This is a genomic window from Anabaena sp. 4-3 (assembly GCF_001597745.1).
In the GTDB taxonomy this organism is placed as follows: domain Bacteria; phylum Cyanobacteriota; class Cyanobacteriia; order Cyanobacteriales; family Nostocaceae; genus Trichormus.
The window spans coordinates 102,465-124,414 of the sequence record NZ_LUHJ01000072.1 but is presented as its reverse complement, the minus strand read 5'-3'; the positions used below and the strand labels follow the sequence as shown (position 1 = coordinate 124,414).

Annotated in this window: 14 protein-coding genes; 2 read left to right on the top strand and 12 right to left on the bottom strand. The window is 41.8% G+C overall.

The annotated features are described in order from the left end of the window. Window positions 1-55: 55 nt before the first annotated feature. From fbp to nrdJ, 4 genes are all read right to left on the bottom strand, one after another. Window positions 56-1,111 (bottom strand): class 1 fructose-bisphosphatase, encoded by a 1,056-nt coding sequence (fbp, locus tag A3775_RS20970; protein WP_066382823.1) that lies wholly within the window; start codon window positions 1,109-1,111, stop codon window positions 56-58. A 507-nt stretch (window positions 1,112-1,618) separates the two neighbouring features. Continuing rightward, on the bottom strand, window positions 1,619-1,903 hold the full coding sequence (locus tag A3775_RS20965) for an RNA-binding protein (protein ID WP_066382825.1): 285 nt from the start codon (window positions 1,901-1,903) through the stop codon (window positions 1,619-1,621). 415 nt (window positions 1,904-2,318) lie between these two features. Next, window positions 2,319-2,537 carry a hypothetical protein gene (locus A3775_RS20960; RefSeq protein ID WP_066382828.1) on the bottom strand — a complete coding sequence of 73 codons (219 nt, stop codon included), beginning with the start codon at window positions 2,535-2,537 and terminating at the stop codon, window positions 2,319-2,321. A gap of 172 nt (window positions 2,538-2,709) precedes the next feature. Next, entirely contained in the window at window positions 2,710-7,335 is a 4,626-nt protein-coding gene (gene nrdJ, locus A3775_RS20955) for a ribonucleoside-triphosphate reductase, adenosylcobalamin-dependent (protein WP_066426616.1), read from the bottom strand. Between the two features lie 348 nt (window positions 7,336-7,683). Between nrdJ and A3775_RS20950 the strand changes: the two genes are divergently transcribed. Beyond that, window positions 7,684-8,265: an Npun_F5749 family FMN-dependent PPOX-type flavoprotein gene (locus tag A3775_RS20950; protein WP_066426613.1), complete on the top strand. Its 582-nt coding sequence runs from the start codon at window positions 7,684-7,686 to the stop codon at window positions 8,263-8,265. Window positions 8,266-8,397: 132 nt separating this feature from the next. On the opposite strand, the gene cysE is transcribed toward A3775_RS20950, so the two are convergent. From cysE to A3775_RS20910, 8 genes are all read right to left on the bottom strand, one after another. Further along, window positions 8,398-9,159 carry a serine O-acetyltransferase gene (cysE, locus tag A3775_RS20945; protein ID WP_066382845.1) on the bottom strand — a complete coding sequence of 254 codons (762 nt, stop codon included), beginning with the start codon at window positions 9,157-9,159 and terminating at the stop codon, window positions 8,398-8,400. 91 nt (window positions 9,160-9,250) lie between these two features. Then, window positions 9,251-9,742, bottom strand: a complete 492-nt coding sequence (locus tag A3775_RS20940) for a hypothetical protein (protein WP_066382846.1) — start codon at window positions 9,740-9,742, stop codon at window positions 9,251-9,253. Between the two features lie 348 nt (window positions 9,743-10,090). Continuing rightward, on the bottom strand, window positions 10,091-11,746 hold the full coding sequence (locus tag A3775_RS20935; RefSeq protein ID WP_066382847.1) for a DUF3352 domain-containing protein: 1,656 nt from the start codon (window positions 11,744-11,746) through the stop codon (window positions 10,091-10,093). 67 nt (window positions 11,747-11,813) lie between these two features. Next, window positions 11,814-12,197: a response regulator gene (locus A3775_RS20930; protein ID WP_066426610.1), complete on the bottom strand. Its 384-nt coding sequence runs from the start codon at window positions 12,195-12,197 to the stop codon at window positions 11,814-11,816. A 494-nt stretch (window positions 12,198-12,691) separates the two neighbouring features. Next, window positions 12,692-13,108, bottom strand: coding sequence for a response regulator (locus A3775_RS20925; protein ID WP_066382850.1), 417 nt, complete (start codon window positions 13,106-13,108; stop codon window positions 12,692-12,694). Window positions 13,109-13,216: 108 nt separating this feature from the next. Beyond that, the gene (locus A3775_RS20920; protein ID WP_066382852.1) at window positions 13,217-13,597 is read right to left on the bottom strand and encodes a response regulator; all 381 of its coding nucleotides are present in this window, start codon (window positions 13,595-13,597) and stop codon (window positions 13,217-13,219) included. A gap of 43 nt (window positions 13,598-13,640) precedes the next feature. Next, window positions 13,641-17,231: a PAS domain S-box protein gene (locus A3775_RS20915; RefSeq protein ID WP_066426608.1), complete on the bottom strand. Its 3,591-nt coding sequence runs from the start codon at window positions 17,229-17,231 to the stop codon at window positions 13,641-13,643. A 20-nt stretch (window positions 17,232-17,251) separates the two neighbouring features. After that, window positions 17,252-19,117, bottom strand: coding sequence for a response regulator (locus A3775_RS20910; RefSeq protein WP_066426606.1), 1,866 nt, complete (start codon window positions 19,115-19,117; stop codon window positions 17,252-17,254). 721 nt (window positions 19,118-19,838) lie between these two features. On the opposite strand from A3775_RS20910, the gene A3775_RS20905 reads away from it, so the two are divergent. Beyond that, window positions 19,839-21,950, top strand: a 2,112-nt coding sequence (locus A3775_RS20905) for a PAS domain S-box protein (protein ID WP_197480207.1), incomplete at its 3' end; no start/stop codon positions are given.

The window sequence follows — 21,950 nt, the reverse complement described above, 5'->3', positions numbered from 1 at the left end:
GGAGTCCTGAGTCTGAATGTTGGGTAAAAATCACTAGCCTCTAGCTGCTCAAACCTCACTTCTGGTGAACATTTTGAATAAATGACTCGACTTTGGCGACATCCTCTTTGCTACCAATAATTAGTGGGGTGCGTTGATGCAGTTTTGTTGGCACTACGTCTAATATCTCTACTAATCCTGTAGTAGCACGACCACCGGCTTGCTCAATTAAAAAAGCTAGGGGAGCAGATTCATACAACAAGCGCAATTTCCCCTCTGGTTTTTGAATTGTCCCTGGATACAGAAACACACCACCTTGCACTAAAATTCTGTGGATATCGCTCACCATTGCACCACTATAACGCGCGCTATAGCCTTCGGTGCGATGAACGTAACGGATGTATTCCCGCAAGGATTCTTCCCATTGCCAAAAGTTACCTTCGTTAACGCTGTAAATAGCACCGTGGTTGGGAATGCGAATGTTTTCTTCGGTGAGGATGAATTCCCCTAAGCTGGGGTCGAGGGTAAAGGAATGAACACCCCTACCAATAGTATAGACTAGCATCGTGCTAGGCCCGTAAAGGATGTATCCGGCCGCAATTTGGTTGCGTCCGTTGCTCAGGAGGTCTTTAGCTTGACCATCGCTGTCATCTCCTTGCTGTTGACGGATGGAAAAGATGGAACCCAAACTTAAATTCGTGTCGGTATTCGATGAACCGTCAATTGGGTCATACAGAAGGGTATAACGACCTATGGGGCAGTTTTCAGGAATATAGTAGGGTTGATCCATTTCTTCGGATGCTAGGCGACACACTAAGCCGCTTTGCTTAAACACGGAGATAAATACGTCATTGGCATAAACATCCATTTTTTTCACAGATTCGCCTTGGACGTTGACTTCTCCGGTAAATCCCAGAACGCCTTCCATTAACCCCGCACGGCTGAGGCGACGAGCAATTAGTTTGCCAGCCAGAGCAATACGATTCATCAGCGCACTTAAATCTTGTGCATCTGAGGAAAAACTCTGAAGCTGCTGTAGTACGTGTCGTGATAAGGTTGTACAATCACGATCTAAACCTTTGTCTGTAGCGTCGTACATAGATAACTCTAAAGATTCTGACGCTTTAGTCATTTGCTGTACTCCCTAGCGACTGGCTGTGGTTGGGACAGTAAGTTGATTGGTGGCAACTTATAGCTGCTGCCTCTATCTTAGAAAGGTAATTTGATAACCTCGATGTGATTTTAGATAAACTAAAGAAATTGATTTTTTCTGGCTGCTATGTTTGGGGCGATCGCTGTTGTCAAACCCAGATTTTGAGTATTAATACTTACTTTTTTGTACGATATCTAAAATTAGCTCCTAGGTGCTACTCTCACATTTCTGCTCACATCAGTCAATTAACCAACATTGCACTACCCGATTTCTTTTGACTTCAAGCCAGCAAAAATCAATGCTTATGTCCAAAAATGAGCAGTTCTAGCAAATAAAATCCGACAAGTTAGGTTCATGACCTACTAGATACTACTCGTCGGATTCAGGTGGATATTTATACTGCTTTGTCAATTGCGGATAGCAAATTTAATTCATTCGGCTGTTGTTAAGTGCCGCGACATTTGCTACGCTAGGAATTCACTTGAGTTAATAGTCTTTTTTTCTCCCCCAACTACCTTGTTTGTCATCTTCTCGCGGTTTGGCTTTGTTAACTTTGAGTTGCCGACCCATCCATTCTGCGCCATCTAATTCGCTGATAGCCGCATCTTCTTGGGAGTCATCAATCATTTCAACAAAGGCAAAACCACGCATACGTCCGGTTTCTCGGTCGGTAGGCAATACAATTCTTTTGACTTCGCCGTAATCTGCAAATACGGCTTTCAAGTCTGCTTCAGTAGCGCGGTAGGAGAGATTTCCAACGTAGATAGTCATGTGGGATCAAGTAATTTTCAACTAAAAGCGATACGTTCAGCGTTAAAAACAGATTGCAAAGTTTGCATAGTCTCTTTTTTGGTCACAGATGGTCAATGTTGTCGGGCAGCATTGAGATTGCTAGCATTATCTTCAACTAAACCTTAAGTGGGGCTGAACTTACGCATACGCTCATATCATAACTGATTGTGACATTTTTCAAAGTGAGAGATTTTACAAACTCTTATCAAATAAAATTAGCAAGTCTTATATGTTTCTATAGTTATCAAAAATTTGTTTTCTAGATTACAAATTCTTCAGATTCATTACCAGTAAAGACGTAGCACTGCTACGTCTCTACTGATTCATCTACATCTTCACATTAATTTAATTTATCGAAAAAATCGCTTGAAAACCCCATGCTTCTCAGAAGGCTTTACTCAATGGTAATGGATTGAGGCCCGGAGGCTTTGCCATTACCGGCTGGAGTGGTTTGGGTAGAATAACCATTAACACCTACTTGTTTATCCAGCCAACTTTTGACAGGATCATCTGCCAGGTTGAGTTTCAACACGCCAGAGACAAATCCACCCAGAAAAGAAGCAGGGTGTTGAGTCAATTGTTTAAATAGGGGAGACAACTCATTAATAAACATTCCGACTCTCCTGAAAATGTTGCAAAAATTAGCACTGTTTAAATAATCGTAACGTGTAAGTTTGGGCAGAGGAATAGTCAAGATTTGCCAATATCATATCCCTCAAGGGGTGGGGCGGCTTTGCTTCGGCTTACGGGAAGCTATGCCAACCCCAGCCATTGCTGTGGCGGAATTAATTGGGACTTGGTTCAGGCATCATGCACTTATCAGAGTCACAACCGGCTGGGCCGACTTCCATTAACTCGCCGAAATCGTAGCGACTTAAGACTGCATAGAAATCATCGGTTTTGCGGCGTGATGCTACTGCTTGCATCATTTGATCATATTTTTCTTTGGAGATTGGCTCAAATGGCAAGCGCGGGAAGGTTTGATGATCATCAAATCTAGCTAGTAGTGCAGCACTCATGTAGCCTTCATCATTGTGAATGGCTTCCCAGATGCGAGTTCCCAAGGCTTCTACTTCATGTTCTCGCAACTCGATAGTCGCAGAGGTATTGTGAGTGACGTAGAATTTCTGTACTTGCATATAGAAATCCATTTGGGCGATCGCATTAAATTTACTGATATCAATCACATCAGCACCGGGTAAGTCAGCCCAAGATACAGCCACAGGTATTTCTACTAACCATTCTGTCACTCTCGGATCAAAAGGATCATTAAGCAAATTCCCCTGTTCATCCTTGTCTGACTGAGAAGGAATCACACTGTAACCGTAGTCTAGACAAGCTAAAGCCACGGGGTCATTTTTACGGAATGTAATCCGACGAATAAACCTTTGGGCTTTGGGGGGATGCCAACCAGGACTAGCACCTGTTAATAGAGATTTTGTGCCACTGGGTTGGACTGTGGTACAACGATTTGGGCGTTTGAGGTGGTGGCGATCGCAATAATCCCACACTACACGCTCTACAATTTCTTTCCAAAAAGTTAAGTATTTTTCTTCCTGGTGTTTAAATGCTAATCCTTGAGGCGTTTCCGGTCTACCAGCTTCCCACCAGCGCAACCAATCCACACCAAAAGCATGGACAAAGAAATCAAATAAACCAGTGAAAGAAACCCCTACAATTGGGTCTAATTCCCGACTGTATTGATAGCGTGGTTCTTGGAATTTGTGATTTAAAAGTGCGGCTACAGATAACGCCCCAGATGTGAAAGCCTCCTCTTGTTCTTTGTAGTTTAATGGGTCAATTTGATTGAGGTGAATTTCCGCGAGATTACAGTGGAAATCGCTACCAATGATTTCTCCACAGTTGTGAGCAACGATTCCATTAGCATCAAACTGAGAAGCCCCTGGTACAGTACAATCATAAACACCTTCAAAACCGTCAGGTACAATTTGCTTAACTTTAACGGCAAATCTCTCATTATTTAGCTTTCTTCTGTACCCAGACAATAATTCTTGTAAGCGTTTTGCTTTTTGTGGTTCTTGAAATCCTACAATTTTTTGAAAATAATAGAGATTATCATTGGAGATCACCAATTCATGTTGCGCTTTACAAGCGTACAATGCTAATTCACGATTACTATCAGGAAGATGACGATAGCTTTCAGGACGACGCTGTTGATAAATCGTGGAAATAATCCCCAATCTTGCCAGCATCCTTTGAACAATCTGCAAAGTTTCCAGATTACTTTGTGCCAGTCTAACGCTAACACCTTTTTGTTGATTGCCTTGTACACTGCCATCAGCATCAAACAAACCACGTAAGAAACCACGATAAAACTCATAGCTGGCTTGCTCAATTTTATCTGTTGGCATTTTATTTTCTAAAGTAACACCATAATCAGCCGCCAATTTAGCCAAGCCTGATGAGCTAATAACTCGGTGTTTTAGCTGTTGATGATAGCAACCAGAGGTTGTAGAACTGGAGAAATTTACAGCTTTTTTGAGTAATGCAACTGCATATTGTCCCATTTCTTCTTGGCTATCTTGCCAGTATCTGAGATAAGCTGTTCTGCCCCATTGTGTTGATGCGATACTGCCATCGCCAATCAGATTACCAATTAACCAACCCTCATCAAAAGTACCAAAACTATCCCAAGGTTGTAAGCCACGATGGTTATGAACTAAAATATAATCACCAGGGGATAAATTTTGAGTTTCCACCCATTGAGTGTATTGCTTTTTCTGAGTTTGGGCAGTGACTTTGAGTAGCTGATGATTTTCAGTCAAACGCAATTCATAGCCTTCTTGAGTGATAACTTTTAAGATGGGTTTGACTCCAGTAAACCAAAAGCCATCAGTTGTAGTGCTGAATAATTCTCCATTGACATAGACACTCAACTGTTTACCTATCAAGTCTTTAACTTGTCGCGCACCTTGTTCAGTATGAATCCAAGTGTCAGAAGTAATACACGGATTCAGCCCATAACGACCCAAACGATGCTCTAATTCATTAGCATCTATTTCTGGGTGACGTTCTTGTAACCATTGTTTGGCGTTACCTTGTTCGTAAGCTTGCAAAAACTCTTTTTTCAATGCGGGTGTAGTTAACAAATCACAGTTAGCTCTAGCAACAGCTTCACCAGCCCATTGAATTGCACCTTCACCACTGTAATATTGCTTACGTACTGCATTAATACATTCTTCTAGTGTGGGCTTGCGGTGAAAAACTCTGGTGTGGTTTGCCATCCGCAAAGCATCACGCTCAGGATCAATGCGCCAGTTGCCGTTTTCATCTTGTTGCCAGAGGTTATCTTTGGCAGTTGCGCCTGGCTCATCGTCAGATGTAAACTGGCGCATTCCGGCACTGTTATGCGTCAAATAGCCATCGCAGTAGAAACAATGAGCTTCTTCCACTTCAATATCATAAGTTTGGACATGATCGTAACTGCCCAATCCTTTAACAGTGACTGGAATATCTAAGGAAATATTACCCTCAGTAATGTAGCGTTCGTAATTGGCATCTACAGTCCGAGAACCTTGAAAACCCATCTCGCGCATTTCACTATAGGTGTAAGCTTCCCGCATAATTGCACCAGGAACGGTGAAGCCATACATCTTTAAACCTTGGCGTAGTTCACCTTTAGCTGAATGAGGCGCAATTAGGCTGTTGTAACGCTCCTTTAGGGCTGGAATTGTCAAGTTGTACTTAACTTGCCAACTGGAATTTTGCGGATAAGTTGTGGTTAGTCTACCTGCAATACCCAAGCTGGATAAAACTACACTTACTTGTCTGATAAATGACCGATAAACTGAGGTCACTAAATGAGGAGGTCGGTTATTCACACCGCCATTACTGTCCATTAAACCGGCAAGATAAGCAGCCCGGATATCTACAGAACCTTGCAAAATAAAACTAGGTACTACTAGAGGAACATTGGGCTGCTTGATGTGCTGATGAAAATACTCAGCTAGGCGAATTGAGGAACAGATGGATTTGGCTGTGTTTTCGCCTTTGGTGATGCTATGAACTGCACTCAAACCAAATAAAGCTAAAGCCGCATTAATTTTAGCTTGAATTCGACTGGTAAGTTCTGCATCCAAGCTGTTCATTGACCACTCAACACGTCCGTAGGGTTTACTGTATTGATTGTGACCAAGAGCTACATAGCCATCACCATGAGTGAACCCTATGAGCCAAGCTACTTCCGCAGTTAGCTCAGGAACAACAAAGGTTTTAGCTGTGCGAGTTTGGGAGGGTCGAGATTCGGTAAAATCAGGTGGTAGATGGGTAACTGTACCTGGTAAAACTTGTTTGTTGTGGAGTAGGCGATCGCCTTCTACTAAACTGTTAACGTATTTCCAAACAATGCCCCCTTTTGCATCTGCTAGCACTGCTTGCCGATGGTTCAATGTTGCTCTGGGGTAAGTTGCATTGGTTTCAATCTCGTAGACATCTTGCAAGCCTTGGTCAAATTTATCCACAACTCGGCGGAAGCCTAAAGGAGTTTGTACCAAGTCGCCCACTTGTACATCACAAATGGGAACTAGACCTTTAGAGGTATGAACCAAAGCATCCTCTGGGAGACAACGGCGGATATTCCCTGCCACTATGGTGACTGCTGCTTCGTCAATCAACAAACAGCACTCAACTGAATTTAATTGTCTACCTAAAGCTTTATTGAGAATGGTAGCACAACGCTGATATAGTCCAGGTAATTTTACCGGGTTAGCTACACCGCCAAAGCCTTGCAGGGTTTCCCCGGCTTGACGGACATCACTAATATCAACGATGACTTGTACTTCATCAGTAAACCTTTCATCTGTGGAGAGTTCTAAGAGTGTTTGGTAGGATTTTACCCAACCTTCTCGGCTATCTCCGACGTAGATAGTAACGCTGTTGCCTTCTATATTGGTTTGTGTATGTTCACGACGTAATTCTTTGGATGTATTACCAACTTCACCCCGTACAGTGACATGGAGACGATTACGGATGGGAGGCAGTTGATTAATATACTGCGGTTCGATAATTGCGCCTGTACCGCAACCCATCATGGCTAGATCCATCATTAACCCGAAGGCTTTCCAGTCTTTGAGGTTGGTGGATGTGCAGTTATACGCGCCAGAAAAGTTTTTCGCCTGGGATATCCAATCTGTACCGCCTACCCACAACCAACGCCCACTGGGTAAGGATTTTAAGTTACGCTGGGTTTTTGTTAAGGTGGCTGCTTCTTCTGGTGTGAGTTTACCTAACTCTACTAAACCTTGGATAGTGCGATCGCAAACTTCGTCCCAGGTTTCTCTTAACCCGGCTGGTGTGCGACGGCTATAAGTCCTAAAAAACACGGGATTAGCGGCTGGTGCAGTTTCGGGAAACCTTACACCCTGACGTTTTTTTTCCAGTTCCTGAACCATATAAAAAGTTTTGTTGCTTGTGAACAGATTACGACTATACGCCAAGTAGATTCAGTATTAAAGCTTGAAAATTTTTCCACTTTAGGCTATGTCATGCCTGTACTAATAGCAACATCTATTTTAGATTGTATAAATTAATTTAATACTGAGACAATCAATATACATAGTTATAATTATTACCAGCCTTGTCTGTAAATAATCATCGGTATGAAGAAAATCTAGCCTGTACTCTATGGCGATTCAAACAACCCTTTGGGACGATCAGCCTATGAGATTTAACTCAAAGATTGCCAATTGTCCGACTTTGCGCTAAATCTGGGTCTGGATAAATTGCAACAAAAGTTCATCATGTCCCTAGCTCCTTGGCGAAGTGCGATCGCTCATGCTCTCCACCGTAACCGCAGTCTTGTGTATGCCCGTTACCTACAACTGGCAACAGTCCGCGCAGATGGTCGTCCTGCCAATCGTACTGTTGTCTTTCGTGGCTTCTTGGAAGACAGCAACCAGCTAAAATTTATCACCGATAGCCGCAGCGATAAAATTGAGCAGATACAGCAGCAACCTGGGGCGGAAGCTTGTTGGTATTTCCCCAACACTAGAGAACAATTTCGCTTTACTGGTGAGTTAACTGTGGTAGGTGCTGACGAAACCTTCCCACATCTTCAGCTAGCCAGAATTGCAATGTGGCAACAATTGAGTGATGCGGCACGCTTACAATTTGCTTGGCCCCACCCCGGTAAAGCAAGAGCCGATAAAACCGCCTTTGAGCCACCAGCACCACATCCTGAGCAACCAGTAGCCAATTTTTGCCTACTTTTACTTAACCCCCTACAAGTAGACCATTTAGAATTACGTGGCGAACCACAAAATCGGCGTTTTTACTACCGTGATGAACACCAAACATGGTCTACTCAAGAGGTGAATCCTTAGAGGGGTGTGGGGGAGCGGAGGAAGCGGAGGAAGCAAGAGAGGCGGAGCAGGGAGCAAGGGCGAGTAATTTCCCCTTTTACCCGTGCAAAAAGCCCCAATTCCTCTTTTTTCCCAGTCCCCAGTCCCCAATTGTTAAATCCCTGCTCCGTCTAAAAACTGCTGTATTACTTTATCTCTGAGGTTACATATAGGAGCAGTTTCTACAGTTTCACCGTCTTTGATGACATAACTGACTAAAACTGGAGTTTTAGCTGTAGATTGTTGATGCTGTAGAGTTTGTATTTGCTCTTCTAATGCCTCAATTCTATTGACTAAAGCGCGAATAACTTCCGCTTCTGAATCTGGCAAGTTATTATGTTCTAGAGGCTCAACACGCACTCCTGAACGATAGACAATTCGACCGGGTACGCCGACAACTGTGCAATTTGAAGGGACATCACGCAGTACAACTGACCCTGCACCTATGCGGACATTGTTACCAATTTGAATGTTTCCTAGTACCTTAGCACCAGCACCGACAACCACATTCTCACCCAAGGTAGGGTGGCGTTTGCCGCTTTCTTTACCTGTTCCGCCTAGGGTGACACCTTGATAAATTAAGGTATAATCACCGATAATTGCTGTTTCGCCAATTACCACGCCCATACCGTGGTCAATAAACACGCCTTCGCCGATGGTTGCGCCTGGGTGAATTTCAATGCCCGTTAAAAACCGAGCAATGTGAGAAATCAAGCGGGGGATAAAAGGAATACCAATATTATGTAGCCAGTGAGCCAGCCGATGGCAAATTAGGGCTTGTAAACCAGGGTAACAAAACAAGACCTCCAACAGATTACGAGCAGCTGGGTCACGTTCAAATATGATACGAAAATCAGCACGTATTGTAGATAGCACGAGATAGCATCCTCGGAAAGCACAACAAGCTACTATCCAATCATATCGTTGATAGGGATTGAGGATGGGGAAAAAGTTTGGAATGACGAGTTTAAAGTTCCTGTACTGTCAAAGTGTAATTATGCTTGACTCCGGCTTTAAACGTACCTACCCACACACGATAGATTCCTTTTTTCCAGTTTTGATCAACAATGCTAGCGTCTTTATTTTTATCAGTGTCATCACCACAACGAATGGTATTATTATCTGGCCCTTGAATTAATAAAGTTGTATCGTTGCCGCCACTGTTGACGCTGATTCTCAAGTTGGCAAAGTTTTTTTCTAAAATCATGATGTGGTCTGGATTAGGATCGGCAAAACCGATACAGGCTTGTTTATTGCGATCGCGGTTACTAATGGCAGACAATGAGTAATAACCGCTTGTAAATCCGGCAAATTTACCCGTTTCTGCGGTAAACCCTGGTAATAAGTTGAACCGACCAAAATTGGGTGTTTCTGCTATTACAGGTGTAGCAATTACAGCCGCTAATAAACCTAAAAGCCAACCGCCTCGAAAATCCAGTCGGGGGAGACAGTTTTTCATTTTGACCTACCAAATTTTTTTATATCATTGATGATATATACATATTTTAATGAGAATTTTTCAGATAAATTGTCTGAAATTGTGACACATTTTATTGTGCCACAGGACTTATTTCTCAACTAATTGGCAAATTGACTGATGATATCATGTCCGGCTAATTACTTATGATAAGTTTTCGATGCTGAACTTTTCCCTTTTCCCTTTTCTCTTTTCTTGTTCCCTGTTCCCTGTTAAGAGTTCCCTACCCCAACAGATATGATAACTATTCAAACGGACATGATATGATTTACAGCTAATATTTTCTCAATGGGAATTTTGCGGTTTTTTTCTTCCTATCGGTTGTGGTTACTAGGGACGTAATTCTATGAAAAATCCGCCTTTGAGTGTGCTGGGTTCGCTACCATAGCTACTGAAAGTAATTGAACGCAGTTTGTCAAAAAATGGTTTACCCACTACTTCTACAAGCTTCAAAATTGGTAACTGACGCTCGAATAAATTCTGAGTTTTGTGCCAGTCAATATATACATATCCTTGGTTGGGTTCGGGTATGGCAGCAATACTGTTTTGGAAGTTACGGTTTTTCAGGAAAGAATTATCTTGATTCGTAAAAATTTGATGAATGGTGTCTAGGTTAGAGGTAAAAATCTCATACTTTCCTAAAGTTGTATGTATGGCTTTGACTTTGGCTTCGATGGTGAAAGATGGCGGCTGTTGAGTGTCAGGTTGTTGAGTAGTTGCAATTAAATCCGCCCAAGCGGCAACTTTTTGTTGATCTAAACTTAAAGTATTGCTATTCAGTCCTTGAGATGAGGCGATCGCATCTAAACGCGCAATTCCTTCTGGCACACTTTCCAGTTTTTCCGCGATAAAAATCCAGTCTGGTGTGGTTTGTGCTGTACGGGGGATGAGTGCTAAGGCGTATTCTCCTTGTACCCAGCTAAATATATCTTGTTCTAAATTGATACCCCAGTTTTTTTCGACATCTTGTATTGGTTGTACCAATCTGGAAATTATATCTGTTCCTGAACCAGATATGGCTGTTTTTGCTTGTATCCAGAGTTTGCCTAAATCACTATTACCTAAATTGCTTAAATGAGAACCAGAAATGACGAACCCGGCTGAGGCGGGAATATATTGTAATGCGCCTACAGGTTGAGATAATGGCGGCGATGTGGGTACAATCTCTGATGCTGCCAAGAATGTAGTTTCTGCTAACAGTCCTTTAGGGTTGAATGTCAGAGCTAAAATTTGACTGTCGTAGGTTGGTTGTGGTAATTCTAACCCTTGCCATTCTGCTAATCTGGGGAGATTTAGGAAGGCTACGGCTACAGAACCTTTAGGTAGTTGTTGGGTGGCTTTTTGGTATTGGGAAGAACTTGTCAAATTCAAGTCAGGGGCTTGAACGTTATTAATGGCATCACGCAACACTCTAGAATCGTTAGCAAACAAGACGAAGCTATCAACTACTGCACCTGCTAAGGGTTCTAGGTTTGGTTGTGCGTCATCGTAAAGTAGCTTTGCACCTTTGTATTCTTCTGTTGCTAGGTTTGCTCCTGCTAACACCCGCTTGGAGAATAACAACTCGACAAACTCGCGGCTTTTTTCGGGTTTATCTGTGGCTAACACCATGAGATATCCTGGCTGTTTACCATTTTCGGCATCGCGATCAATATCTGGGGTGGTAACAGCTAGTGTGATTTCTTCTCCTAACCAGGGTTGAATGTCTTGGCGATAATCTAAACCACTGTTAGCTAATAAGCTGGTTTTGAGTTTAGATAGTTCTCTAGCATTTGACAAAGCTTCTAAGCGGTCTGGATTCGCTAACAATGAAACTGTCACGGGTGCTAGTTTGGAGACGAATATAGCAGCACCTGACTGGGAGGTAGAAGCAATCAGGTTAACCGGACTTTTCACAAATAACCAGTAAAATCCAGCGATCGCTATCATCACTAAGGCGATCGCACCTGCTACCAGAAAACCGGAGAGTGAGCGTTGTGTATTCACAGTAGACTTATCTAAAACACAGCTTTACAGCTATTTAAGCAGAAAATTAGGGACTGATACCGTTTCTTTAAGTTAAAAAATTTTTGTAAGCACAGTTAATCATGTTAATCAAGTCTGGAATATCAAATGGTTTATTCAAAAAATAAAAAATACCCAAGGATGATGCTATCTCTTCTATTTTTACGCAGGAACTAACCATGATAACTGCTAATTTTATGCCTTTTTCTTGCAGGTGCTGATATACTTCTACGCCTGTTAATTCTGGCATGTGATTGTCTAAAATCAATACTTCTGGTTGCTCTTTCAAAATTTTTTCTAGTGCTTCTTTGCCATTTTTGGCTTCTCTGACATCCCATCCTTCTTCTTCAAGTATTAAAGTTAATAAAGTCCGATGTGATTCTTCATCGTCTGCAATTAAAATTCTGGGTTTTACTAAATTATCAGATTGCATTATTTCTTATTCCCTATTGCTATGTTAAAAATTGATTTGATGCGGAATTAGGCGAATTTTGGCGAATTTATATTTAATTTGTGAAAATTGCTAAATTAGTATTCTTTAAAACCCTGATAATCGTAGTTTATCTTACCAAATTTACATCATTGTCGATGGTTCATGGTGTATGTTATGCCGTCAAACGAAAATGTATCCTGAGAATTTACCTGTGTTATTTCTCCAAGGATGATGACTACCAGTAAATTGCATATCCTAGTTAATTAAAATTCTCGTTTCAATAGTTAACTAGGTTATAGTAAATTTCAGCGAGCCAAATTTGAACATTCTTGATTTTATGTTGTTTTCAACAATAAGTGTACTTATTCATGCAATTCTGAATTTATTGAATAAACTCGATAAAAAGGGGATAGGATTTCAACTACCAATGGGTTGAAGCTATAAACAGAAACTTGATAACTCAATCCAAGAAAAATGTCAACACTTTCTTCTGTTTAATCTATTGCTGTAAAATCCCAGTGCAGTATTTTAGCAATTTGAACAGGGAGAGTAACTGGATCAAAGGGTTTGAGGATTACACCTGCAATGTTATACTGTCGCAACATTTGGGAATCTAGCCACCGCGCTTTAGCACTCAGCAGCAATACGGGAATAGCTTGAGTTTTTGGGTTATGTCTGAGTTGTTCTAAAAATCCAAAGCTATCTATACCAAGGGTTGAGATATCCAGTAAAATCGCATCGGGATGATCAACTGCTGCCGTCTGCAATCCTTGTAATGGAGAATCGGCTGTCATGACATTCCATCCGCCTAAGTCTTTTAGGCAGAGTTCTACAATCTCACGCACATTAATTTCATGATCAATAATTAATATTTTTTTGATAGCTATACCCATCTCCTCAAAAATGTTCATGTTACGGACTTGTGCTATAAAAGGTTTTTATCTATAGTCCTGTCATAAACAAAAAGATAAAATATAAAAATAAAGAACTAATAAAGATGGGAATTTTGTTAGAAAGTTTTAAGAATTACCCCAGCCGAGAATGTCGGCAACTTCGTCAGAAATGGTAGTGGGTTCAAATGGTTTGCTAATGACTCCAGCAATTCCCATCTGAGCAAAACGGGCGCGATCGCTTGGTAGAACTTTCGCGGTTAATAAAATTACTGGGATAGTTTGGGTTGTAGGATGCGCTTGTAGTTGCTCATACACTGCAAAGCCATCCATATCAGGCATAGATACATCCAACAAAATGGCATCAATGGCTTGTGTTTGGGCGATTTTTAAGGCTTCTTTTCCAGATGCAGCCGTGAGGGTGTTCCATCCTCCCAAGTCTTCTAAACAAGCCTGTACCAATTCCCGGAGGCGTTCTTCGTCATCTACTATTAATATTTGTTTAGTCATTAGTCATTAGTTATTAGTGTTTCTCTCCTGCTTCCTCCGCTTCTTACTCCCTATTTCTCAGTGGCAGAGTAAAGAAAAATGTGCTACCTTCACCAAGTTTACTTTTAGCCCAAATTTTACCGCCATGTTGATCGATAATACTGCGGCAGATTGCCAATCCTAAACCAGTTCCGCCTTTAGAGCGTGAGTCTGAGGCATCTACTTGTTGAAATCTGCCAAAGATTAGTTCTAGTTTATCTGCGGGAATGCCCCGCCCTTGATCACTAATTTGGAACAGTACGCAATCTTGTTGGCTTTTGACACTCAGCGTAATGGTGGAATGGGCAGGAGAGAATTTAATGGCATTACTTAACAGATTGGTAAGTGTTTGAATTATGGCATCAGCAGCTGCCCAAACTTGGGCATCGGTGGGATTGATATTAAAGGTGATATGTTGCTGATTCGCGATCGCCTGCACTCCCTCGACTGCTTGTTGAATTAAATCAGCTACATTACAGGTGGTTTTTTCTAAGACGGCTCGACCTGATTCTAACCGTTCTAAATCTAAAATATCATTGACTAAACGCACTAAGCGATCGCTGTCGATTAATGCAATCTCAATCATGCGTTGGAATTTCTCCGGTTTTTGATCGTAAATCCCACTGTTAAGTAAACCTAGTGCTGCCCGAATGGCGGTTAAAGGAGTGCGGAGTTCATGACTAACAATGCCAATAAACTCACTTTTCATCTGCTCAATCTGCTGTAATTCCGTAATATCTTCGGCAATACCAGCAATTCTCACCATTTCCCCAAGTTCATTTTTAATCGGGAAGGCGCGATCGCGAATCCAACGCATTGAACCATCAGGACGGATGATACGATATTTGATGTCATATTTTCCTGTTTTCACCTGTTCGCTGTATGCTATCTCGACGTTTTGACGCTCATCTGGGTGAATGGCATCTAACCAATCTGAGTAGTTTTGGTAGAGACTTTCACAACTCCTTTTCCAGATGGTTTCATAGGCTTTGCTCACATATAAAATTCGCTGGCTTTGATGATCTGTTATCCAAAATACTGCATGGATGTTTTCTGCTAGCTGACGAAATTTTTCTTCGCTCTGGCGCAAAGCATTTTCTGCTTGTTTGCGCTCAGTAATATCATTGTTAATCTCTAAGATTTTCATCGGTTTACCAGTGTTGTCTGTTTGTAAAACCCAACGACTGGCTACAGTCACAGGTTGAGCATCCCGGCAGAAATGGATCAGTTCTCCTTCCCAATAGCCTTTTTCTAAAAGTTCCGCCTCTATCTCTGGTAAGGGTTTGGGAAATTGAGTCTTGAGGAGAGTATGGGTGTTCTGTCCTAAAGCTGCGGCTGTGTTCCAGCCATACATAGACTCGGCTCCCTTGTTCCAGAAGCATATCACCCCGTTTAACTCAGTGGTGATGATAGTATCATGTGCTAAATCTAATAGTTGTGCCTGTTCCGCTAGCTGTTGACTAGCTTGGTGTTGTTCCATGAGCGTGGCTATGAGGCGATCATTTACTTCTGTCAGTTGTGCTGTGCGCTCTACTACCCGTTGCTCAAGTTCGTTGTTCAATTGCTGTAAAGCTATTTGGGCTTGTTTGCGATCGCTAATATCTCGACAAACGCAAAATCGCAAAATTTCCCCTTCCCATTCCACAACGCTAGAGCTGATTTCTACATCGTAGATTGAGCCATCTTTTCGGCGGTGGCGAGTTTCCAAGACTCCGCTTTTGAAGTGGATGTAGTCACACATTAATTGCTGAAGTTCTTCAGTAGTAAACTCAGCATCCCAGTCATAAATACTCAGTCGAGTAATTTCTTCTGGTGTGTAACCAAGCATTTGAGCAAATCGGGGATTGGCATCTAGGACATTTCCTTGCTCACCTAAAATTACGATGCCATCAAAGGATGTATTGAACAATGTCTGGATACGAACTAGCTCTTTTGCTAAACTTTGTTCTGCTTGCTTACGCTGGGTAATATCCTCAGAAAAAATGATAATCCCACCAATTTCACCTGTAGCAGTATGCCAAGGGTGAATTTCCCAACGTATCCATTGCTGCATCCCATTTGGGCGGATAAAGGAATCTTCCTCACATTTATCAACCGCCCCAGCCAAACACCGTTGATGAATCTGCCGCCATCTTTCAGGAAGTTCGGGAAAAATTTCGTAGTGCGATCGCCCAATTATTGATCCGGCTGAATTTAGCTGGTAGTCATCTACCCATCGCTGGCTCACCATGACATAGTGCATATTTTTGTCAAACATGGCAATACTAGCAGGTGCGTATTGAGCAAATAACCGTAGGGTAATTTCCTGTTGTTGTAAAGCTGCTTCAGCTTGTTTACGTTCTGTTAATTCAGTTTGTAATTGGGCAAATAAAGCAGCTTGTTGGATGACAATACTTACCTGCGCCCCTAACTGACGCAGCAGATCGATTTCTGAGGATTGCCACTCACGAGGGGCGGCACAGTGATGAGCCGCTAGCAATCCCCACAATTCATTACCTTGGAAAATGGGAACAACCAGGTTGGCTCTGACTTGCAAACTGGCTAAAAAATCCACGTGACAGGGGCTAATTCCAGCCGTATAAATATCAGCTTTTGCAGTAACTAAGCCTTGTTTAAACGGTTCAACATACTCTTCACCAATGCAGGGGTCATAAATCTGAAGTGGTAAAATAGGCATCCATTCAGGTGCCACAGATTCCACAATAATAGTTCCACCCCAAGTGGGAGAAAATTGGAAAATAGTGACGCGATCGCACCCCAAAAACCGCCGCACTTCATCTACAGTAGTTTGTAGAATATCTTGTAAGTTGAGCGATCGCCGGATGTGTTGCGTCATCTCCATCACTAAGCGTTGTTGCTCAACTTGCTGTTGTAGTAAACCTTGGGCTTGCTTGCGCTCATCAATAGCCATGACAGTCCCAGTCATACGCACTGGTTGCCCTTCTGTGCTATAAAATGCCTGTCCCCGTCCCTCAATCCAGTGGATGCTACCATCTGCCCAGATGACACGAAACTCACACTGATAGATGCTGTGAGTCAAGAGTGCTTGTTGTACTGCCTGATTAAGTATCTCGCGGTCATCAGGATGCAAGCAAGTGTCAAAGGTTTCATATCTACCATCAAAACTACCAGCAGTCAAGCCAAATAACTGTTCGTGTTCTGGTGACCATTTAATGTGTCCTGTCACCAGATTCCAGTCCCAAATCCCCATCTTGGCAGCCGATAGAGCCATCCGCAGTTGTTCAGCATTTTCCTGAATCAATTTCTCAGTCAATTGTTGAATCTTGCGTTTGCTGTTCAGCAGATTGCTAGTAATTAGGTTAATTGTCAAGGCAACTGATAGAAACAGCCCTAACCGCAATATATCCGGTATTTGAGTCAGCCAAAGTTGATTTTTAGGGGGAATCAGGAAATAATTGATTGCCAATGTCGAAAGCACGATTGTAACTATCCCCGGCCGCAAACCACCATACCAGGTACTTATAATGATGGCTATGTAAAAAACAGCACCAATTCCTTGATGTAAGATAGATTCTAACCACAGTGATAGTAGCAGGGCGATCGCAGTGGCCACAACAGCAATAAGATATGGTAATGCTCGCTGATAAGTTCGCATGATTGTTAACCTCTCCCTGGTTATCGACGCGATCGCTTTCTTTCAATCCGGCTAATTACCCTTGACACCAGTTCAGGCCCTAGCACTGGCTTAGTAATAAAATCATCGGCTCCGGCGGCAAAGGCTTGCTGAAGCGATTCGGCATCTGTGTGTGCTGTGACGACCAAAATAAATAAATCTCCCCACTGAGCATCCTGCCGCACGACTTGACACAACTCTAATCCACTAACTTTTGGCATTTCTAAATCTAGTAACACTAAGTCTGGTGCAGTTGCGGTTAATACTTCCCAAAATCGCTGCGGTTCACTCAGCGTTGTTACTTCTAATCCCCAAGGAGTCAGCAATGCGGATAATCCAGTCAGAATTACAGGATCATCGTCTACGATTAACACTTTGGCTTCTGAGGTTTGAGGTTGAGGTAAGACACGGGATAAAGTTTGAAAAATCTGCTCGGTTGTAGCTCCTTTATGTAAAAATTGTTTCGCTCCTAACCGTGATACTGCTAGGCGATCAGCAAGGCTATCTCTGGCGGTAAATACAACTATGGGGAGATTAGGCGATCGCTGTGCTAGTTCTTGCAAAAATGTCAATCCATTTTCTTCTATACCGGAAAAGCTCAAATCTAGTAAAACTGCATCAGGAGTTCTGAACGATAACAGCGAGCGAGCCGTGGCTAAATCAGGAGCAATTTTGATTCCCATTCCCCAAGCGGCTGCTTCTGCCTTTAACTGTTCCGTCAAGGTAACATCATCATCAATCACCAAGATTCGATGTATTTCTGGTGCGGGGCTAGGTTGAGTAGTGGCACTGACAGGTGACTTGGTTAACTCTTGTTGTAATGCCGTCACCAACTGGGAAAATTCGGCAATCTGATCATCTTGCCATCTGCGAGTTTCTCCGGTGGGCGGAATGCCATTATGATTGAGTAAATGCTCTAATACCCGTGCGATTCTAGAACCTTCTGGATACCCAAACGCACCCATTGAGCCGGCTAGTTTGTGTGCTTCTTGCTTGGCTGTTTGCTGTAACTCGGTGTGCAAATTTCCTGCCAAAAGGGCTGTTTTCGCCGCCTCCAATATTGCCACCTGTTGACTAAAAGAATGGCGAAATCTTTCTAAGACTCGATTAATGTTGGTTATATCGGGAGTGGGTTTTGTTTTGTGCTGATTATTTGCTTCTAAACTGGCTGTATCAGATGCGATCGCTTGCTCTGGCGGAGGCTTTAAACGATAGCCCATACCATACACTGTTTCTATAATATCTTCTGTCAGTCCTACGGCTTTCAGTTTCTTGCGTAAGTCTTTAATGTGCGTTGTCACCGCATTTTCCATCGGTGCATCATCAAATCCCCACAGCTGATCTAAGATAATTTGACGGCTAAAGATGCGATTGGGGTTTTGTAAAAACAATTCTAGAAGTTTGTATTCTGTAGCTGTGAGTGAAATTAGCTGCTGATTAAATATTACTTTCCCAGAGGCTTGCTCTAAACATAGATTGTCCCAAATTAAAGTCGATGATGCCATTACCCCACTGCGGCGTAATAAAGACCGAATTTTTGCTAGTAATGCTGCCGCTTCATAAGGCTTAACTATATAGTCATCTGCACCAGCATCTAATGCTGCCACAATATCTGCATTAGCATCTTGAGATGTAATTAATAAAATTGGTTTGAGATCACCTCGCGATCGCAGTTGCCGACACAAGCTAAGTACATCCAATTTTGGTATTAGCCAGTCCAGCAAAATTAAATCATATTCCGCCGCCATTGCTAAATCTAACCCGGCTTCACCATCGTTCGCTAAATCAATACTGTAATGATTTGTCTGAAGTAATTCTATTAATGCCGCACTCAGTAATACATCATCTGCTACCAATAAAATTTTCATAAGCAGCACCCTAGAAGATATTTGTCATACCTGCAACACTTGTACTCAAATTGTCAAATACTTAAAGTAGTTGTGAAATCCAATCACATACATCAAACATAACTTTCTTAGACATTTCACTTCATATAACTTTTGTAAATTGCAGAATTGATACTTCATCAACTCCGACTTAATTGAAGAAAAGTAAACAAATATTTAATTTTGTATCAATAATTAAATTTTTCACAAGTTCTTTATATTTAACCAATATTGTGATGAAACTCAATTCTGCTGGAAAAATTAGCGCAAAATCCAGCTAATCCTCTTTTGAAAATATAAATTTAAAATTTTATGCACCAGTGTCTTTGTTGTTCTCACGAGTTACCTTGTTTGGTTCTGTCGTCATTGCTGGCAAGAAATGCCTGAGATGGCTTTAGGAATCAGACATTCTCATTATGTTGTGGATTATTGCGAATTGGCTAGTCGTCAATTGGTAAAAAGTGCGTCTTGGCAGCAATAAACACTGATTGGCTGCTGTTTCACATTCTGTCTTGTTTTAAAACTGTGTATTCTTTAGCGAAATTAGCTGCAATTACTACTGAGTTAATGATTAGGTATCAATTGGCGTATTTATACTCTGGCAAAACCTCATTATAAAAACAACAATCTATACTTAGTTGTGCTGGAGTAAAATGACACCAATATTGTTATATTTAATTTGGCTTAAGCTGAATGAACAGCAATGAATTATCCAAAACACAAATTTAGTTTATTACATCATATTTACCGTGTCATTTCTCAACAAGTCAACAAGCAAGATATCAAAATTCAACAACAGGCTCGACAAAACCAACTCCTGACTAATGTTGCTTTGAAAATTCGAGCTTCTTTAAGCTTAGAAACGATTCTTAACACAACTGTGACAGAAGTACAACAACTATTACAAGCTGATCGGGTACTTATTTATCGATTTGAATCAGATGGGAGTGGCACAGTTGTTGTTGAATCAGTGGCACAACCTGAATGGTCAATTTTAAACAGAGTAGTCAAAGATGAGTGCTTTGAACAAAAGTTGATACATTACTATGATAACTACCATACTAAAGCAATTACAGATATTAATAAAGCCGGATTAAGTGACTGTTATATCAAGTTTTTGCAGAAATTTCAGGTCAAGGCTGCGTTAATTGTCCCTCTGTTGCTAGATGATATGCTTTGGGGGTTACTAATTGCACACCAATGTAGTGATATCCGGGAATGGCAACCGGAAGAAAAGGACTTGCTGGAGAATTTATCAATTCAGGTAGCGATCGCCATTCAACAGGCTACACTGCTGGAACAAGTCCAAAAAGCCAACGTAGAACTAGAAGCCAAAGTTGCTCAAAGAACTGCCGAGTTACGGCAGCTTAACCAAGCTTTGCACATCGAACTAACACGGACGCAACAAGCAGAAGCAGCATTAAGGGAAGGGAAAGCAGTGCTGCGAAGTTTTTATGACACCTCACCGATGATGATGGGTGTAGTGGAATTATTAGATGATGACATCCTGCATTTATCAGATAACGCCAGTGCCGCCAAATTTTTTGGCGCGACTACACAAACCATGCACAATCAATTGGCTAGCCAAATGGGTGCAGGTGAAGACAATATCCGTACCTGGATCAACCACTATCGAGAAAGCCAACGCACAGGGCAACCCGTGCGCTTTGAGTATTCCCACCAACAAGGAGAAACAATCAAATGGTTATCCGCAACAGTTTCCTACATTGGTGAATCAGTTAATTATCGCCCGCAATTTTCGTATATTGTCGAAGATGTGAGCGATCGCAAACACTCAGAAGAAGCCCTACGGCAAAGTGAAGAACGCTGGCAACTGGCTTTGCGAGGTAGTAATGATGGTGTTTGGGACTGGAACCTCAAAACTAATGAAGTCTTCTTTTCAGCGCGATGGAAAGAAATGTTAGGGTATGAGGATCATGAAATTTCCCACAATTTAGACGAGTGGACTAACAGAGTACATCCTGATGATTTAAATTTGGTTTTAGAAACTGTCCAAAATCATTTTGCTCAAAAGATACCTTTTTATATTACTGAACATCGAGTTCAGTGCAAAGATGGCAGTTATAAATGGATTTTAGATCGTGGACAAGCTTTGTGGGACGAGAACAATCATGTCGTGCGGATGACAGGTTCTCACACAGACATCACTGAGCGCAAACAAGCAGAAGAGCAATTACGGGCAACCAGTTCACGATTAGCAGCTTTAATTGAAAATCTGCAAGCGGGTGTATTAGTAGAAGATGAAACCCGGAAAATAGCTTTAATTAATCAACAATTTTGTCACCTGTTTGGTATTATTGTATCCTCTGAGGCTTTATTGGGCGCAGACTGTAATCAATTAGTTCAACAGTCAAAACAGATATTTATCAATCCAGATGCCACATTAAAACGTATTGAGCAAATACTTCAGGAAAAACGAGTAGTCACAGCAGAAGAAATCAATTTAATAGATGGTCGCACTTTAGAGCGAGACTATATTCCTGTTTTCGTAGATCAGCAGTATCAAGGACACCTGTGGCAGTATCGTGACATCACACAACGCAAACTCTCAGAGATGGCTCTCAGGGAAAGTCAAGCGCGGTTAGGTTTAATTAATAGCATCCTCACAGGTATTACCACGGGCATGACAGTAGAACAAATAATTTCCTTTACTGTTTACCAGTTAAGTGAATACTTCAGCCACTACCGTGTAGCCTACTCGATTATTAATGAAGAAGGAATACTGACGGTAATTCATGCTTTAGAACCTTCGGGTATGCCGTCACAGCAAGAATTAGAAGTAGATTTGTCGATA

Bases quoted from the DNA above. Each gene is read 5' to 3' on its own strand.
- fbp (WP_066382823.1), bottom strand. From the start codon at position 1,111: ATGACTAAAGCGTCAGAATCTTTAGAGTTATCTATGTACGACGCTACA.
- A3775_RS20965 (WP_066382825.1), bottom strand. From the start codon at position 1,903: ATGACTATCTACGTTGGAAATCTCTCCTACCGCGCTACTGAAGCAGAC.
- A3775_RS20960 (WP_066382828.1), bottom strand. From the start codon at position 2,537: ATGTTTATTAATGAGTTGTCTCCCCTATTTAAACAATTGACTCAACAC.
- nrdJ (WP_066426616.1), bottom strand. From the start codon at position 7,335: ATGGTTCAGGAACTGGAAAAAAAACGTCAGGGTGTAAGGTTTCCCGAA.
- A3775_RS20950 (WP_066426613.1), top strand. From the start codon at position 7,684: ATGTCCCTAGCTCCTTGGCGAAGTGCGATCGCTCATGCTCTCCACCGT.
- A3775_RS20940 (WP_066382846.1), bottom strand. From the start codon at position 9,742: ATGAAAAACTGTCTCCCCCGACTGGATTTTCGAGGCGGTTGGCTTTTA.
- A3775_RS20930 (WP_066426610.1), bottom strand. From the start codon at position 12,197: ATGCAATCTGATAATTTAGTAAAACCCAGAATTTTAATTGCAGACGAT.
- A3775_RS20925 (WP_066382850.1), bottom strand. From the start codon at position 13,108: ATGAACATTTTTGAGGAGATGGGTATAGCTATCAAAAAAATATTAATT.
- A3775_RS20920 (WP_066382852.1), bottom strand. From the start codon at position 13,597: ATGACTAAACAAATATTAATAGTAGATGACGAAGAACGCCTCCGGGAA.
- A3775_RS20915 (WP_066426608.1), bottom strand. From the start codon at position 17,231: ATGCGAACTTATCAGCGAGCATTACCATATCTTATTGCTGTTGTGGCC.
- A3775_RS20910 (WP_066426606.1), bottom strand. From the start codon at position 19,117: ATGAAAATTTTATTGGTAGCAGATGATGTATTACTGAGTGCGGCATTA.